Genomic DNA, 16,333 nt, shown 5'->3' on the forward strand with positions numbered 1-16,333 from the left:
AGGTAACCCGTGACTACTCTTGAGTATTCAGCTGAGACAACCGGTAGCGTTGTCCCGCGGGTGGTTCCTAAGTCCAAGGGACGAATCATCGTCAACTGGCTGACTTCCACCGACCACAAGACCATCGGGTACATGTACCTGATCGCCGCGTTTATTTTCTTCTGCTTTGCCGGTGTCATGGCTCTGCTTATGCGCCTGGAGCTCTTCACCCCCGGTATGCAGTTCCTCGAAACCAAGGAACAGTTCAACCAGCTCTTCACCATGCACGGCACCCTGATGCTGCTCATGTTTGGTACCCCGCTGTTCACCGGTTTCGCTAACGTCCTGGTACCCCTGCAGATTGGTGCACCCGACGTTGCCTTCCCCCGCCTGAACTCCCTGGCCTTCTGGTTCTTCCTGTTCGGCTCACTGGTAGCCATCGCTGGCTTCCTTACCCCCCAGGGTGCAGCTTCCTTCGGCTGGTTCGCATACGCTCCGCTGAACAGCACCACCTACAGTCCCTCTGTCGGCGGTGACCTCTGGATCTTCGGTCTGGCTCTGCAGGGCTTCGGTACCATCATGGGTGGCGTCAACTTCCTGACCACCATCCTCTGCATGCGCGCCCCCGGCATGACCATGTGGCGTATGTCGGTCTTCACCTGGACCACCCTAATCACCGCAATCCTGATTATCATGATCTTCCCACCGCTGGCGTCCGCCCTGTTCGCCCTCGGTATGGATCGCCGTCTCGGTGGCCACATCTTCGACCCCGAAAACGGTGGCGCCGTCCTCTGGCAGCACCTCTTCTGGTTCTTCGGTCACCCCGAGGTTTACGTTCTGGCTCTGCCCTTCTTCGGCATCGTTTCAGAAATTATCCCCGTCTTCTCACGTAAGCCGATTTTCGGTTACAAGGGTCTGATTTTTGCAACCATCGCTATTGCGGCTCTGTCAGTTACTGTGTGGGCACACCACATGTACGTCACCGGTGCGGTCATGCTGCCCTTCTTCTCCTTCATGACCATGCTGATTGGCATTCCGACCGGTGTGAAGTTCTTCAACTGGATCGGCACCATGTGGCAGGGTTCCATCACCTTTGAGACCCCCATGCTCTGGGTTATCGGCTTCCTGATTACCTTCCTCTTCGGTGGTATCACCGGTGTTATTCTGGCAACCCCGCCGCTGGACTTCCACCTGTCTGACTCCTACTTCGTGGTCGCTCACTTCCACTACGTCATCTTCGGTACCCTCGTCTTCGGTATGTTCGCAGCTCTCTACTTCTGGTGGCCCAAATTCACCGGCAAGATGCTGAACGAGCGCCTGGGCAAGATCCACTTCTGGCTGCTCTTCATCGGCTTCCACATGACCTTCCTCATCCAGCACTGGCTCGGTGTCGACGGCATGCCCCGCCGCTACGCAGACTACATGCCTGAGGATGGCTTCACCTGGATGAACCAGCTCTCAACCGTAGGCTCCATGATTCTGGCAATCGCCATGATTCCCTGGTTCTGGAACGTCTACACCACCGCCCGCAATGGCAAGCGTGTTGAGGTTGATGACCCCTGGGGCTTCGGTGGCTCACTGGAATGGGCAACTTCTTGCCCGCCCCCGCGCCACAACTTCACCGCTCTGCCCCGTATCCGTTCAGAGCGTCCTGCACTTGACCTGCACCACCCTGAACTGTCCACCAACAACGACATCGCTGCAGCAGCCCGCCAGGCAACTGCACGCTAGGAGGCCACAGTGAAACTTCTTGCTAAGATTTTCGGTTTCATCGGCGTTTTCCTGATTCCCGTTGGCATCGTCTACGGTCTGATGACTGACTTCACCGAGTGGGCCGGTTTCCCCGCGATTCTGGCTACCGCCGTGATGTGTCTCTTCCTCCGGTACTTCCTGAACTTCACCGACAAGAAGCACCCCGACATGCCCTACGAGAACCTCGAAGGTGAAATCGCTGATGGCGCTGGCGACTACGGCTTCTACTCACCGTGGTCATGGTGGCCCCTCTTCATCGGTGCAGCATGCACCATCGTTGTTGTAGGTCTGGCTATCGACTGGTGGATTGTACTCATCGCCATCCCCTTCGCAGCAGCAGCTGTTCTGGGTTGGGTTTACGAATACAACCGCGGCGACCACGCCCACTAAGAGCCTTACCTGGTTCAAAGGGTGGGGCCCCTATCCTATCGGATAGGGGCCCCACCCTTTTTCTGTACCGTCTGGAACGCTTAGGAGAGAGTGGTAGGAAGGCACAGGACGGCACAGGACGGCACAGGACGGCACAGGACGGCACAGGACGGCACAGGACGGCACAGGACGGCACAGGACGGCACAGGACGGCACAGGACGGCACAGGACGGCACAGGACGGCACAGGACGGCACAGGACGGCACAGGACGGCACAGGACGGCACAGGACGGCACAGGACGGCACAGGACGGCACAGGACGGCACAGGACGGCACAGGACGGCACAGGAGCCAGCCTGACTCTGCCCGCCCACTCTAAGGGTGCGACACGCCGAACCGCTTAAAGAATCTTTAACTGATGTGATGAACCGCCAAGAGCATCCGCCAGCATAGCTCCCCTGAGATGGGAGACCATCCCTGTGGCGGGCGCTCAGCGACACGACCCCCGGTTGAAAGGAGACACGCTGTGCCCCGCGTCCTCGATACACAGAAAAGCAGTTCAAAGGTATACGGCCTCCGTGAGCTAGGGGAGAGCCACCTCATCCCCTGCATCTCATGCAGAACTGGCCCATCACATGAGTCCTCAGAGAGAGCGCGCTACTTTTCCAGAGCTGTCATAGCCGTGTAGGGGAACAGAGCTAAACCCAACAACTAGTTTTTGGCTCCTAAAAGGCCCAGGAAGCCCGTAGAGGAAATCTATGGCGTCTTTCACGCAGGGCCTGCAATAGCCCGTTAAAACACATGTGGGGCACCCCCCTAACGGGGCACCCCACACTGTTACTACAACCGTATGTTATTTTTCGATTGAGTCAGCCTTGTGACCGTCAACCTCATGTGCACCGTGGTGCTCATGGTGAGCTGCTTCGAGCTCAGCGGGAGTTACGGCAACTACGCGGTCTTCGAACCAGATCTTTGAGAGACCTGCGCGGGTCTTCTCGATCAGGCCAACCTTGCCCTTCTTGTTGGGCTGAGCCGGGATGGGCTCGGGTGACTCGAAGGAGACCAGTTCATAGCGGCGGTATCCGTCGAGAGGCTTGTGAACCTCGATGAACTCACCGTGGGGGAGCTGGACGACCTTACCGGTTTCGATACCGTGCAGTACGAGCTCACGGTCCTTACGCTGCAGAGCCAGGCAGATGCGCTGGGTGATGAAGAAGCCGATGAGGGGACCGAATACAAAGGTAAAGCGGAGCCAGTAGGCAACGTCGTTCAGCGATACGTGGAAGTGAGTTGCGATCAGGTCGGAGCTTGCCGCGATCATCAGGGCTGCGTAGCCAATGATGCCTGCTACGCCCACACCGGTACGGAAGGGGGCGTTGCGGGGGCGGTCCAGGATGTTGTGGACGCGGTTGTCCTTGGTAACCCACTGCTCGATCCAGGGCCAGAAGACCATGGCCATCATGACTGAGCCAGCCATCAGAGCGAAGGGGAGAAGGACGCTTAGAACCCAGGTGCCACCGAGGAATTCGAACTCCCAGGGCCAGGGCCAGACGCCGGGCCACAGACGCAGGGCGCCGTCACCGAAGCCTACGTACCAGTCAGGCTGGGTACCGGCCTGTACCGGTGAGGGGTCGTAGGGGCCGTAGTTCCAAATCGCGTTGATGGTAAAGGTTGCGCCGAGGAAGGCGATGATACCGAACACGATGAAGAAGAAACCGCCAGCCTTGGCTGCGTAGACGGGGCCTACGGGGAAGCCAACGACGTTGTTCTCGGTGCGGCCGGGGCCGGGGTACTGGGTGTGCTTGTGCAGTACGACCATGAACATGTGAATAGCCACGAGCAGCAGAAGCATCGCGGGGATAATCATGATGTGCAGGGTGTAGAGGCGACCAATCACAGCGGTACCGGGGAACTCGCCACCGAAGAAGAAGAGCGAGATGTAGGTACCGACCAGCGGGATTGACTTGAAAATACCGTCAATAATGCGCAGACCGTTACCTGAGAGCACATCATCGGGCAGTGAGTAGCCGGTGAAGCCAGCCAGAATACCGATGATGAGCAGGGTGCAACCAACAACCCAGTTAAGTTCACGAGGACGGCGGAAGGCGCCGGTGAAGAAGACGCGCAGCATGTGCACGGTCATGGCCATCATGAACATCAGAGCTGCCCAGTGGTGAATCTGACGCATGAGCAGACCACCGCGGACGTCAAAGGAGATGTCCAGGGTAGAGGCGTAGGCGGCAGACATGTGGGTGCCCTTCATGGGGACGTAGGAACCGTCATAGGTTACCGACACCATGGTGGGGTTGAAGAAGAAGGTCAGGAAGGTACCTGAGATGATCAGGATAACCAGGCTGTAGAGCGCAACTTCACCGAACATGAATGACCAGTGGTCGGGGAAGATTTTGCGACCGAATTCCTTGATGATGCCTGAAGCACCAACACGCTGATCTACGTAGTGGGCGATACGACCGGTTGAGGTCTTTGCCTTGTAATCAGACTGCATTGAAGTCGACATTATGCTTCACCTGCCATTTCCTTGATGTGCTTTGCACGCTCCCAGTAGCCGGGGCCAACGGGCTCGTGGAAGTCACTCTGGGCGACCAGGTAGCCTTCGGAGTCAACTGCGATGGGCAGCTGGGGCAGGGCGTGACCTGCGGGGCCGAAGATAACCTTGCACTCTTCTGCCGCGTCAAAGGTTGACTGGTGGCAGGGGCAGAGCAGGTGGTGGGTGCGCTGCTCGTACAGAGCGATGGGGCAGCCTACGTGGGTACAAACCTTGGAGTAGGCGTAGATGCCGTCAACGTTCCAGTTTTCGCGACCGGGGGTGACTTTCTTGATGTCAGCGGGATCCAGACGCATGAGCAGTACAACGGCCTTGGCCTTTTCCTCGAGGTAGCCGTTCTCATGGGTCAGGCTAGAGAGGGTTTCGGGCAGGACGTGGTAGGCAGAACCCAGGGTAACGTCGGCAGCCTTGATGGGGGTGCCGGAGGGGTCGCGCACGAGGCGGACGCCTTCGTCCCACAGGGTGTACTTGAGCACTGAGGGGTCTGCGGGGCCCAGGTCACGGAACAGGGTGACGAAGGTCAGGGGAGCGAGGATAACGGAACCGATGAGGGTGTTACGAAGAAGCGGGCGACGCTTGATGCCTGATTCTTCGATGATGGTTTCAACGATTTCCTGAGCCTCTGCGCGGTCCTCTTCAGAGGTAACCGCGTGACGCTCTTCGACCATTTCGTGGTCGGGCATGAGTGAGCGTGCCCAGTGAACGATACCGATACCGATACCGAACATGGCAAAAGCGATGCCGAGACCCAGCAGAAGGTTCTGCAGGCGAAGCATGTTGTTTGCTTCGGGGTTCATGACATCGTAGAAGTTGCCGCTTACCTCTACACCGAAGTAGCCAATCCAGAAAAGCAGGGAGCCCAGTATGGAGATGACGAATAGCAGAACTACCTGTCGCTCGGCACCTTTAGCTTTTTTGGAATCGACGTCGGTGAGTCGGGGAGCATGCGGGGGAAGTCCGGGGTTAGCGAACTTCTCCTGACTTGCCTCTTGAGAGGTAACTACGGCAGCCTTTTCATGTGCGCCGTCACTATGGTTTCCCATGTGTTGCCTCAAATCTTCCTTGGTACGAAATTTATGTGTGTGCGTGAGCTTATGCAGCTCGTGAAGTCAGCCAGAGGGTGAATGCAATGACGATGACCAGGCCGAGGGTCCAGATCAGAAGACCTTCAGACACAGGGCCGAGTGAGCCAAGCTTGAAACCACCAACCGATGCGTTAACTTCCTGGGACTTCAGGTAGGTAATGACATCGCGCTTTTCTTCGGGAGTGATGTTTGCGTCGTTAAAGACAGGCATGTTCTGCGGGCCAGTTTCCATAGCCTCGTAGATGTGCTTTTCTGAAACGCCCATCAGGGTAGGAGCGAACTTACCGCGGGTCAGAGCACCACCAACGCCAGCAGCGTTATGGCACATAGCGCAGTTTGCGAGGAATACCTTTGCACCGTTGGCTGCATCGCCCTTGGAAACATCGAGGTACTCTTCTTCGGGGATGGTGGGGCCTGCACCGAGTGATGCAACGTAGGCTGCGAGCTGCTTAGTCTGCTCATCGTTGAACTGGCCGGGCTTCAGCTGAGCCTGAACGCCCTGCATCTGCATGGGCATGCGGCCGGTGCCTACCTGGAAGTCAACAGCAGCAGCGCCAACACCAATCAGTGAGGGGCCGTCTGCTGAGCCTTCTGCGTTAGTACCGTGGCAGGTTGCACAGTTGGCCAGAAAGAGTTTCTGGCCTTCTGAGATGTCTTCTGCAGCGTAGGTGGTGCTTGTAGCGGCTTGAGCCTCGTTAGTAGCCGTGGCAACTGCGTAGAGGCCACCAGATAGGAAGAGGGCAAGGGCAAGCAACACGAGAGCTGCGAGCGGATGACGTCGCTTTTGAGAAAGTGCCTTCACGTCGTTGTTCCTTTGTGTGTGTGCTAGTTGGTTTACTTTTAGCGGTTACCGGTTACTTGAGGAAGTAGACGATAAGGAACAGGGCGATCCAGACGACGTCTACGAAGTGCCAGTAGTAAGAAACAACAATTGCTGAGGTTGCTTCGTAGTGACCGAAACGCTTAGCAACATAGGCACGACCGATGATCAGCAGGAAGGCGATCAGGCCGCCGGTTACGTGGAGTGCGTGGAAACCGGTGGTGATGTAGAAAGCTGAACCGTAAGCACTTGACGCGATAGTCATACCTTCAGCTACAAGGTTTGCGTACTCGTAAGCCTGGAGGGAAACGAAGAACGCACCCATGACGAAGGTGAGCAGGAACCACTCAACCATGCCCCATTCACGGACATTGAAGAGGGAACCGGTGCGGCGGGGCTTGAGCTGTTCAGCCTTGAAAACACCAAACTGGCAGGTAACGGAACTCAGCACCAGCACGATGGTGTTGGCGAGAGCGAGAGGGACTTCAAGCAGCGGGGTGTTCTCAGCCCAAATATCAGGGCGAGAAGCGCGCAGAGTGAAGTACATTGCGAACAGGCCGGCGAAGAACATGAGCTCTGAGGCAAGCCAAACGACGGTGCCGACAGACACCTGGTTGGGTCGATTCAGAGCGGCGTGTGCCGACTTACTTGGGGTATGGGTTGCAGTTGTCACATAGACATTATGTCTGTAAAAGTGCCCGTGAACCAATAGGTAAGGGGGTTTGCTAGGAGGTGTGTTGTAAATCCTGCACATCTTCCCCCTAATCTAGGGGTTTTTAGCACAGGCTTGGCGACACGTTGTGTGTAAAACTTGCGTAACCCAACTACCAACCGCCCTGACGCGGAGAGCCCCCGCGGACGTCCGTCTCACGAGCTCGCTCGGGCGCTAAAAGAACCGTAGAATGTGAGCCATGACAGGCACCATCACATGGAAACTCATTCTCAATCAACTCGTAGCCCAGCAGGACCTCTCGTCAGACCAGATTAACTGGGCCATGCAAGACATCATGGCGGGTTCAACCCCGGAAGCTATTATCGGAGCTTTCCTAGTTGGACTTCATGTTAAAGGTGAAACTCCTGAAGAGCTTGCCGCGCTAGCACAGGGCATGCTTGACAAGGCAGAACACATAGAAGTCACCCGAGATGCTGTAGACATCGTGGGAACTGGGGGAGACCAGCAGAATACCGTCAATATTTCCACTATGGCCTCACTGGTGATTGCGGGTGCAGGTGTGCCCGTCATTAAGCACGGCAACAGGGCCTCTTCATCATCAAGTGGAAGTGCAGATGTGCTGGCCGAGCTGGGTATAAATCTAAACCTAAACATTAAAGATGTGGCAGGTGCGGTTGAGGCTGCGGGCATCACTTTCCTGTTCGCCCAGGTCTTCCACCCCTCTATGCGGCACGTAGCACCGGCCCGCCGCTCCATTGGCGTCCCCACAGCCTTCAACTACCTCGGCCCCATGACCAACCCTGCTCGGGTTCGAGCTTCAGCCATCGGTGTAGCGGACCCCGAGATGGCTGAGAAAATCGCCGCCGTTTTTGCTTCCCGCGGCGACCACGCCCTGATTTTCCGCGGGAATGACGGCCTGGACGAAATTACCATCACCGGTGAGTCGCAAGTTTGGGAAACCTTCAATGGGGGAATTGAGCACCATTCACTAACCCCCACCAATTTTGGTATTGAATGCGCCAGCCTGGACGATTTACGCGGGGGAGATGCCCAGCATAACGCCCAGGTTGTTCACCAGGTTCTCGACGGGACTCCTGGTCCAATCCTCAACGCGGTTTTGCTGAATGCCGCAGCGGGCTTGACTGCTTACCGTTCGGTCGACAGCAGGCCTTTTACCGAACGCTTTGAGGAAGCCCTGCAGGATGCTCGCCATTCAGTAGAATCAGGTAAAGCTAAGACTGTGCTTGAACTTTGGATCGCTTACAGCAACAGTAAATAAACCAAAAAGGTGTGGCCCCAGAGTTTCTGGGGCCACACCTTTTTAAAGACTGTCTACATCGAGAAATTTAGGCCTTGCGGCGTACCAAGCCAAGGATAAGGCGCCAGCCCACCAAGAAGACCAGGAGGGTAAAAGCTGAGACAAGAACAAAGGCAGTTGCGGCAGTATCACCGAAGGAGAGGCGCAGGCCGAGCCCAAGCACCAGGGTGCTAACCCACATCATAAAGCCTTCAAGTAAGAGGGGAAGCTGCCGCCTGGATCTCACGGCCCACACGCCAATATGGCCAGCACAGGCAGCCAGCAAGAAAGGTGCGGCTGTGGCTAATAGCTGGGACAGCGGTTCGCGATGGCTGGTGAGACCGATGGCAATAAAAAGAAGGACGAGGGCCAGGTCAACCAGGGCACGGATAGGCTGGGAAAAATATTTACCTGAATCAACTGAACTGAGCATAGTTTCACTCTAACGCAGGAGCGCTAAGCTCAGCAGCTGCGCGGGCGATTGAGGGCATCTGGGGGAGCATTTTTAGCTTTACTTTACATAATGTATATTATCGGCTTAATGGAAAGCCTGGCTGAGCTGGCCAAATCCTCTCATATCTCACGTAATGACTAGCACAGAGAAACCACATCAGGGAGAATAGATAAGTACTAACACACACCGATTTGTGGGAGGTACACATGATTGATTGGTTCGCTCAGAACCTCTGGGCTTTCTGGCTCACCGCTGCTATTGTTCTAGCCATTATCGAGATTTTGATGCTCGACTTCGTCTTTCTGATGATGGCCCTAGCTGCCCTCTCGGCAACACTGAGCACCACCTTCCTCGATTCTTTCGTTGGGCAGGTTGTTCTTTTCGCGGTTGTTAGTATCGCTCTTCTCTTAGGGCTCCGCCCACCGCTTATTAAGCGTTTTCATCAAAGCTCACCCAATATCGCGATGAACTCCGACGGTCTGGTTGGCCAGGACGCTCTTATTACCCAGACGGTTACCGAGCAGGCCGGTCTTGCCCGTATCGCCGGTGATGCGTGGACAGCCCGCCCTGAAAGCAATCAGCTAGTTCTGCCCGAAGGGTCAACTGCAACCGTGGTAGCCATTCGCGGTGCAACCGCCTACCTAGCCCCTCACACCACAAAATAACCTTTAACTTAAAGATTAAGGTCGTAACCTATGACAGCTTCAACCATCACCACAACCATCCTGCTTACAGCCCTCGTCCTCTTGGTGCTCATCACCCTGCTCAGGGCTGTACGCATTATTCCCCAGGCCCGTGCTGGCATTGTCGAACGTCTGGGTAAGTACCACACCACCCTCAACCCCGGCTTCCACGTCACTGTTCCCTTCATCGACCGCGTCCTGCCCCTCATTGACCTGCGTGAACAGGTCGTGTCCTTCCCCGCCCAGTCCGTTATCACCGAAGATAACCTGGTCGTCGGTATCGATACCGTGGTCTACTTCCAGGTGACCGACCCCAAGGCAGCAACCTACGAAATCACCAACTACATCCAGGCTGTGGACGAGCTAACCAGCGCCACCTTGCGCAACGTCGTCGGTGGTCTCAACCTCGAAGAAACCCTGACCTCCCGCGACCAGATCAACAGCGAACTGCGAGGGGTTCTCGACAGCACCACCGGCCGCTGGGGTATCCGCGTCTCCCGTGTCGACATCAAGGAAATTCAGCCCCCGCACTCCATCCAGGACTCCATGGAAAAGCAGATGCGGGCCGAGCGTGACCGCCGAGCCGCTATTCTAACCGCTGAAGGCCAGAAGCAGTCACAGATCCTAACCGCCGAAGGTGACTCCCGTGCTGCGATTCTACGAGCAGAAGGTGAAAAGCAATCCCAGATTCTGACCGCTGAGGGTGACGCTAAGGCAGCTATCCTGCGTGCTGACGGTGAAGCCCAGGCCATCCAGAAGGTCTTCCACGCTATCCACGCCTCGAACCCCAGCCAGAAGCTGCTGACCTACCAGTACCTGCAGACCCTGCCCAAGCTAGCCGAAGGCGATGCTAACAAGCTCTGGTTCATTCCCACCGAGCTGGGCGATGCCCTGCGCAGTATCGGCAACGCCTTCTCACCCCTGGGTAACGAGGGCGCACCTGAGACCGAGGAAGAGTCAGCCCCGGTCACTCCCCCGTCCTCTCCCCTGGTCGACACCCCGGTCATCCGCGTGACCCCTGAAGACCTCAACCCCAACCTCGACAAGCTCGATAGCGGCGTTGAAATCCCTCAGGAGGGCGAGCTACCTAGCGGCGAATCAGCTGAGGGCACAGACCCCCACGCCCCCGGCGCCTAAAGGTTATAATAGGTATTTGGCCTGCACGGTTTACCCGCCTTTGAGTAGTCGAAAACCTGCAAGCACTTCAGTCACCGTTTATGGAGGAAGAAAATGAGCGATCGCAGCCTGCGCGGTATGCGCCTGGGTTCACAGTCAATGGAAACCGAATCAGGCGTGGAGCCGGCTCCCCGCCAGCGTGTGGAGTACCGCACCGAAGACGGTGAACGAGTCTTCGTTACCTTCGCGCAGGAAGCTGAGATTCCCGCAACCTGGACCGCCAAATCCGGCAAGGAAGCCTTCTTGGTTTCTGGCGACGGCAAGGTTGAAGAGAACGCTGAAAAGCCTGTTCGTACCCACTGGGACATGCTCCTGGAGCGCCGTAGCGTCGAAGAACTCGAAGAGACCCTGCAGCAGCGTCTTGAGATTTACCGGGAGCGTCACGCCCTCTAGGGTAGCCTCCCTCTAAGACTAAGGGCCCCGGCCAGTTATCTGGAGGGGCCCTTGGTCTATCAACTTCTATTACTTCTTGATGAGGGAGCGGACGCGCTCTGCTCGGGCCGACAAGCCCCAGCGGGTTACCTTGGTCATGGAATCAACGATGATGTTACCGTCCATCTTGGAGCTGCCGATTTCACGCTCTACAAAGGTGATGGGTACTTCTACAATCCGCAGACCGGCCTGCTCAGAGCGCCAGGCCAAATCGACCTGGAAGACATAGCCCTTGGAGTCGATGCCTTCGAGGTTAAGCTTCTGCAGGGCTTCGCGGCGGTAGGCGCGGTAGCCCGCGGTGATGTCTTTGACCTTGGTGCCCAGAATCAGTCGGGTATAAAGATTAGCGCCGCGGGAAAGAATCTGGCGGTGCAGGGGCCAGTTTTTGGTTTTACCACCGGGTACGTAGCGGGAACCGATAGCTAGGTCGGCTCCTCCTTCAATAGCCTGCAGGAGCAGGGGCAGCTGTTCGGGTTGGTGGGAGCAGTCGGCGTCCATCTCAACAAGTACGTCGTAGCCAGCTTCTAGGCCCCAGTCGAAGCCTGCCAGGTAGGCACCACCCAGGCCGTCCTTGACGGTGCGGTGGAGTACGTTGATGTGGCTGTCTTCTGCTGCCATGGAGTCGGCGAGCTGGCCGGTGCCGTCGGGGCTGTTGTCGTCGACGACGAGGATGTCGCAGTCGGGCACGGCTGCGCGCAGGCGCTCTACTACGACGGGAAGGTTTTCCTTCTCATTGTAAGTAGGAATCACGGTTAGTACTCGCATGCGGTCTCCTTGTCATGGCCCATCCGAAACGGAGGACGGCGTGTAAACCAGTTTTTCATTATATAGGGTGCAGGTGCTCGAGCGTGTATCGCGGGACCGAGGTCTGAGGTGACGCCTAGCCCACTTTATGGCCACTGCGGTACAAGCTGACCAGTTCAGGACGGGGCACATCAGGGGCCAGGACAGGGAGCAGGGGGGTACGGGCGCGCGGGTCGGTGCTCCAGGCGGCAATACGGCTGTCGGGGGTCTGCACGATGAGTTCGGTGATGGCCCAGAGGGCGCAGTGGGCAGGGGCTCCGGGCACGAGCTGGCCGGTGAAGGGGTTAGAGGCGGACGCGGCGCGGTAGACAGCGCGGGTGCAGGCGGCAAAAGCGGCGCGAGCCGATACTGCCTGGTCTGTCTGGGCTGGGTTAACGGCGGCGTTTACCAGCTCCCAGCTCAACAGTGAGGGCCGGGTACCGGGGTCTGACCCTAGGGTAACTGCAGCTCCCGCCGCCAGGGCCCGGCCAAAGGCTTCACCGGAGCGGTCGAAGTCGCCTGAGAAACCGAGGGTGACCTGTAGATTTTTGGCTTGTTCCAGGTCGCTTTGGGCTAGCTCGGTGAGCCCCTCCAGGCTGGGGCTGATACGCAGACGGGTGAGGCCGTCAAGAGGCGCCAGATGAGCCAGGTACTCCCCTGCCTGAGCCTCTTCGGTGACCACCAATATGAGCTGCAGGCGCTTTTCGGCCAGCGAAGCCAGTAACTGTGAGCTAAGCTCTCCCGGGGATGAGACAAAGATACCGCGGACGCCGGCGGGCAGCTCCCTGCCACCCTCAAGGCTGCCTACGGGGAGGTAGTAGTCAGCAGCTACCGCAGGGTGCGCCGCCGGGAGCTCCTGCGCGAAATCAGTGAGCAGCAGGCGGGCATAACCGTAGCCAGCTGCCGCTAGCTCATCGAGCAGGGCGGGGGCGTCCGCCCCGGTCGTAGAAGCCGCCGCCAGGGCAAAGCTGGGGGTAACCAGGCGTCCGCCCAGCTCCTGCACGGTCATGGAGGAATCCGCGATGGAGCGGGCACCGGCGTCCTGCCCCACCCACTCCACCTGGCCCTCGTTCATGACCAGGGCGGTAGCAAAGGGGTCAGCGGGGCTGTAGACAGAGCCATCGAGCATGACAGTTGCGGGCATCATTGCCGTCCTTTCAAAATACTGACAGTAAAACAGACTAAGGCTGGGTTGCCACCACGCCGCGGCGTAGCAGGTTAATAGCGGCCTCGCACTGGGTGCGCAGCTGGGGGTCAGACGACGCCACGTGGGCAATCTGACCAAGGCTGTCGATGACCTGCTTGGTCCAGCGCACGAAATCGCCAGCGGCTAGGTCGGTACTATCGATAGCCTGGGCGAGGCTCTTGCCCCGCGCCCACTTATAAACGGGCCAGACCATACCAAAGTCAGGCGAGGCGGTCTGCGGTAGCCGATGGAGTTTTTCGGCGTCGTTGAGCTTATTCCAGTGCTTCAGCACGGTCATCAGCGCCCCCTCGACCCCGTGACCGGGGTAGCGAGATAGAAGGCCCAGCTCATCGCGTTTAGCCTCATCCACCAGGGCTGAGACCACCGCAGCGATAGAAGCCGGGTCAAGGCCCTGCAAGAAGCCGTCTTCAAGGCAGAGGGAGGTCAGCAGGTCCTTTTCACCGTAAACCCGACGCAGGGAGGCGCCCCGGGCGGTGAGCACGCGGCGCCCATCCACCGTCTCAACGTAACCGTAGCTAGTCAGCAGCTGAGTGATGCGCTCAAAGACCTGGGCGATAGTGTTGGTGCGGCGCTCAATCTGACGGCGCAGGCCGTCCGTATCGCGCGACAGGCGGTACCAGCGCTCAGCCCACCGGGCATGATTCTCGCGGTCAGAGCACCCGTGGCAGGGGTGGTTGCGCAGGGACCGGCGCAGCTCTTCAATCTTCTGTTCGTCTCCACGCTCGCGCTCGTTGAAGTACTTCTTCTGAGACCCCGAGCGGGCAGGAAGCCCCTGATAGAGGGCCTCGCGCATACGAGAGGCCATGTCCCGGCGGTCCTTGGGGGTCTTACCGGTGAACTTCTTTGACACCTTAATCTTCGAAACCGGCAGAACAGGCCCGTCGAGGTCGCGGGGGTCAAGGCGGCGCAGCTGCGCCGCCATCGTCAGAATGGACGGGCGCGGGTCGTCCAGAGACTCGGCCCTGGCCAGCACTACGGCGGGCCCCGCATTACGGCCTCGGGGGATTTCGATGATATCGCCGGGCAGCAGGTCAAGGAGGGACGCCACCGCCTGGGACTGCCGCAGACGACTACGGCCCTTCTCGGCCTTTTTCTCAAGATCAGAGAGGTCACGGCGGATGCGGGCGTACTCGGTAAAGTCACCCAGATGGCAGGTCATCGCCTCTTCAAAACCTGCCAGAGCCTTTTCGTTCTTCCTCACACGAGAAGCTACCCCCACCACCGACTTATCGGCCTGGAACTGGGCAAAGGAACTTTCCAGAATCTTCTTGGTGCGCTCAGTGCCAAACTGGGCAATTAGGTTGGCGCTCATATTGTAGGTGGGCTTGAAGGAGGAATTGAGGGGGTAGGTGCGCTTCGAGGCCAGGCCCGCTACCTGCTGGGGCTCTAGACCGGGGCGCCACATGACCACAGCATGACCCTCAACGTCGATACCACGGCGGCCGGCGCGTCCGGTCAGCTGGGTGTACTCCCCCGGCGTGATATCCACGTGGGTCTCACCGTTGAACTTGGTGAGCTTCTCTAGCACCACCGACCGGGCTGGCATATTGATGCCCAGCGCCAGGGTCTCGGTCGCAAAGACCATGCGAATCAGCCCCTCAGAGAAGAGGGTCTCAACAACCTCCTTAAAGACCGGCAGCAGGCCCGCATGATGGGCAGCTACGCCCCGCATCAGGCCCTCACGCCACTCGTAAAAACCCAGCACCGCCAGGTCACTGGTCTCAAGGCTAGCAGTAGCCTCAGCGATATAGGCCCGAATAGCCTGGGCCTCAGCCTCGGTTGTTAGGCGAATATCGGCATCGATACACTGCGACACCGCAGCGTCACAGCCTACCCGCGAGAAAATAAAACAAATACCGGGCAGCAGACCCGCCTTATCGAGGGAGCGAATCATCTCTGGGCGGCTAATGCGCTGGGGGCGGACGGGGGCGCTCGCCTCGTCCGCGCTGCTGCGGTGCTCGCGGTCATAGCCCTGGGACTGGTAGCCCTGGTTACGACTACGTTTGCCCTTGCCCAGGCGGGAGAAGGACTTGCCGCCGGGGCCCCGGGAGGGGCGGGGGCGGCGTCCGACCCGCACCAGCTCCGGGTTGACCTCGGGCAGGTCGATGGCGGCTGCGGCGTCCTCGACAGTGGTATCGCCAGCGAAGAGGTCCATGAGGTGGCGGCCCACCATCACGTGCTGCCAGAGGGGAACCGGGCGGTGTTCAGAAACGATGATGTCTGTCTGCCCGCGCACGGTATCAAGCCAGGCTCCGAATTCCTCAGCGTTAGAGATAGTGGCCGATAGGGCGATAACAGAAATCGATTCGGGCAGGTGAATAATGCACTCTTCCCACACCGCCCCGCGGGAGCGGTCTGCCAGGTAGTGCACCTCGTCCATCACCACATAGCCCAGGTTGGCCAAGGTCGCGGAGTCTGCGTAGAGCATGTTGCGGAGCACCTCGGTGGTCATCACGACCACGGGGGCTTCGGAGTTGATGGAGGTATCGCCGGTCAGCAGACCCACGACGTCCTCACCGTAGGCTGCCACCAGGTCGTTGTACTTCTGGTTACTCAGGGCCTTGATTGGGGTGGTGTAAAAAGCCTTTTTGCCCTGCGATAGGGCCAGGTAGATAGCGAACTCCCCCACGATCGTCTTGCCCGCCCCGGTGGGGGCAGCAACCAGTACACCCCGGCCGTCCTCAACCAAGGTGCAGGCCCGGCGCTGGAAGTCATCCAGGTCAAAGCTCAGGGTCTGCTCAAAGCGGTAGAGAGCGGTCTTTGAGAAGGTGGCGCGTTCTTTGGCGCGCAGGTACTGTTCAGCGTAGCTAGCCATATGTCTAATCTTAGGCGGTAGATTTCGGTCAGGGGCACCCCGCAGTCAGCTTTCGTTCCAGCGCGAACAAAAAACCGCCCCGGCACGGTCTGTGAACTAGCCCCCGAAAGTTGGACTGGTTTAATCCTAGACCGTCAGGGCTGCCAAAGCCTGGCTCCGATACCCCATCGGAGCCAGGCCCTTTAATCGCTCCTGAAGCCTACCGTTGTTATACCAATAGATATAGTCATCAACCGCCTGAC

At 58.4% G+C, this 16,333-nt stretch carries 15 protein-coding genes; 6 read left to right on the forward strand and 9 right to left on the reverse strand.

Annotated elements, in window-relative coordinates; genetic code table 11:
- Nucleotides 1-9 precede the first annotated feature (9 nt).
- Complete coding sequence (ctaD, locus tag E4U03_RS04380; RefSeq protein ID WP_135011847.1) at nt 10-1,710, forward strand: aa3-type cytochrome oxidase subunit I; 1,701 nt, start codon at nt 10-12, stop codon at nt 1,708-1,710.
- A 9-nt stretch (nt 1,711-1,719) separates the two neighbouring features.
- Entirely contained in the window at nt 1,720-2,121 is a 402-nt protein-coding gene (locus E4U03_RS04385; protein WP_135011849.1) for a cytochrome c oxidase subunit 4, read from the forward strand.
- 832 nt (nt 2,122-2,953) lie between these two features.
- On the opposite strand, the gene qcrB is transcribed toward E4U03_RS04385, so the two are convergent.
- From qcrB to ctaE, 4 genes are read right to left on the reverse strand one after another with little or no spacing between them, the layout of a single operon-like run.
- Nucleotides 2,954-4,618, reverse strand: coding sequence for a cytochrome bc1 complex cytochrome b subunit (gene qcrB / locus E4U03_RS04390; RefSeq protein ID WP_135011851.1), 1,665 nt, complete (start codon nt 4,616-4,618; stop codon nt 2,954-2,956).
- Nucleotides 4,618-5,709 carry a cytochrome bc1 complex Rieske iron-sulfur subunit gene (qcrA, locus tag E4U03_RS04395; protein ID WP_135011853.1) on the reverse strand — a complete coding sequence of 364 codons (1,092 nt, stop codon included), beginning with the start codon at nt 5,707-5,709 and terminating at the stop codon, nt 4,618-4,620. The genes qcrB and qcrA overlap by 1 nt, the downstream gene beginning before the upstream one ends.
- 49 nt (nt 5,710-5,758) lie before the next feature.
- Nucleotides 5,759-6,553, reverse strand: a complete 795-nt coding sequence (qcrC, locus tag E4U03_RS04400; protein WP_135011856.1) for a cytochrome bc1 complex diheme cytochrome c subunit — start codon at nt 6,551-6,553, stop codon at nt 5,759-5,761.
- Nucleotides 6,554-6,605: 52 nt separating this feature from the next.
- Nucleotides 6,606-7,244, reverse strand: coding sequence for an aa3-type cytochrome oxidase subunit III (gene ctaE, locus E4U03_RS04405; protein WP_135011858.1), 639 nt, complete (start codon nt 7,242-7,244; stop codon nt 6,606-6,608).
- 238 nt (nt 7,245-7,482) lie between these two features.
- Here ctaE and trpD point away from each other — a divergent pair, with 238 nt between their 5' ends.
- The gene (gene trpD, locus E4U03_RS04410) at nt 7,483-8,523 is read left to right on the forward strand and encodes an anthranilate phosphoribosyltransferase (protein WP_135011860.1); all 1,041 of its coding nucleotides are present in this window, start codon (nt 7,483-7,485) and stop codon (nt 8,521-8,523) included.
- Between the two features lie 67 nt (nt 8,524-8,590).
- On the opposite strand, the gene E4U03_RS04415 is transcribed toward trpD, so the two are convergent.
- Nucleotides 8,591-8,974 carry a DUF3054 domain-containing protein gene (locus tag E4U03_RS04415; RefSeq protein ID WP_135011862.1) on the reverse strand — a complete coding sequence of 128 codons (384 nt, stop codon included), beginning with the start codon at nt 8,972-8,974 and terminating at the stop codon, nt 8,591-8,593.
- 227 nt (nt 8,975-9,201) lie between these two features.
- Here E4U03_RS04415 and E4U03_RS04420 point away from each other — a divergent pair, with 227 nt between their 5' ends.
- The 3 genes from E4U03_RS04420 to E4U03_RS04430 all read left to right on the forward strand — a co-directional run bounded on the left by E4U03_RS04420 (nt 9,202) and on the right by E4U03_RS04430 (nt 11,247).
- Nucleotides 9,202-9,660 (forward strand): NfeD family protein, encoded by a 459-nt coding sequence (locus E4U03_RS04420; RefSeq protein WP_135011864.1) that lies wholly within the window; start codon nt 9,202-9,204, stop codon nt 9,658-9,660.
- Between the two features lie 30 nt (nt 9,661-9,690).
- Nucleotides 9,691-10,815 (forward strand): SPFH domain-containing protein, encoded by a 1,125-nt coding sequence (locus E4U03_RS04425; RefSeq protein ID WP_135011866.1) that lies wholly within the window; start codon nt 9,691-9,693, stop codon nt 10,813-10,815.
- A gap of 93 nt (nt 10,816-10,908) precedes the next feature.
- Entirely contained in the window at nt 10,909-11,247 is a 339-nt protein-coding gene (locus E4U03_RS04430) for an RNA polymerase-binding protein RbpA (protein ID WP_135011868.1), read from the forward strand.
- 69 nt (nt 11,248-11,316) lie between these two features.
- Here the strand turns inward: E4U03_RS04430 and E4U03_RS04435 are convergent, their stop codons facing one another.
- From E4U03_RS04435 to E4U03_RS04450, 4 genes are all read right to left on the reverse strand, one after another.
- Nucleotides 11,317-12,051, reverse strand: coding sequence for a polyprenol monophosphomannose synthase (locus E4U03_RS04435; protein WP_135011870.1), 735 nt, complete (start codon nt 12,049-12,051; stop codon nt 11,317-11,319).
- A 115-nt stretch (nt 12,052-12,166) separates the two neighbouring features.
- On the reverse strand, nt 12,167-13,216 hold the full coding sequence (locus E4U03_RS04440; protein ID WP_135011872.1) for a hypothetical protein: 1,050 nt from the start codon (nt 13,214-13,216) through the stop codon (nt 12,167-12,169).
- Between the two features lie 34 nt (nt 13,217-13,250).
- Nucleotides 13,251-16,091, reverse strand: coding sequence for a DEAD/DEAH box helicase (locus tag E4U03_RS04445; protein ID WP_135011874.1), 2,841 nt, complete (start codon nt 16,089-16,091; stop codon nt 13,251-13,253).
- 126 nt (nt 16,092-16,217) lie between these two features.
- Nucleotides 16,218-16,333, reverse strand: a 116-nt coding sequence (locus E4U03_RS04450; RefSeq protein WP_135011154.1) for an IS3 family transposase, incomplete at its 5' end; no start/stop codon positions are given.

The organism is Rothia nasimurium, assembly GCF_004569295.1.
Lineage (GTDB): Bacteria > Actinomycetota > Actinomycetes > Actinomycetales > Micrococcaceae > Rothia > Rothia nasimurium_B.

What these genes read in the sequence shown, in the direction of transcription:
- qcrB (WP_135011851.1), bottom strand. Translation starts at nt 4,618, where the DNA reads ATGTCGACTTCAATGCAGTCTGATTACAAGGCAAAGACCTCAACCGGT.
- qcrA (WP_135011853.1), bottom strand. Translation starts at nt 5,709, where the DNA reads ATGGGAAACCATAGTGACGGCGCACATGAAAAGGCTGCCGTAGTTACC.
- trpD (WP_135011860.1), top strand. Translation starts at nt 7,483, where the DNA reads ATGACAGGCACCATCACATGGAAACTCATTCTCAATCAACTCGTAGCC.
- E4U03_RS04415 (WP_135011862.1), bottom strand. Translation starts at nt 8,974, where the DNA reads ATGCTCAGTTCAGTTGATTCAGGTAAATATTTTTCCCAGCCTATCCGT.
- E4U03_RS04420 (WP_135011864.1), top strand. Translation starts at nt 9,202, where the DNA reads ATGATTGATTGGTTCGCTCAGAACCTCTGGGCTTTCTGGCTCACCGCT.
- E4U03_RS04425 (WP_135011866.1), top strand. Translation starts at nt 9,691, where the DNA reads ATGACAGCTTCAACCATCACCACAACCATCCTGCTTACAGCCCTCGTC.
- E4U03_RS04430 (WP_135011868.1), top strand. Translation starts at nt 10,909, where the DNA reads ATGAGCGATCGCAGCCTGCGCGGTATGCGCCTGGGTTCACAGTCAATG.
- E4U03_RS04435 (WP_135011870.1), bottom strand. Translation starts at nt 12,051, where the DNA reads ATGCGAGTACTAACCGTGATTCCTACTTACAATGAGAAGGAAAACCTT.
- E4U03_RS04440 (WP_135011872.1), bottom strand. Translation starts at nt 13,216, where the DNA reads ATGATGCCCGCAACTGTCATGCTCGATGGCTCTGTCTACAGCCCCGCT.
- E4U03_RS04445 (WP_135011874.1), bottom strand. Translation starts at nt 16,091, where the DNA reads ATGGCTAGCTACGCTGAACAGTACCTGCGCGCCAAAGAACGCGCCACC.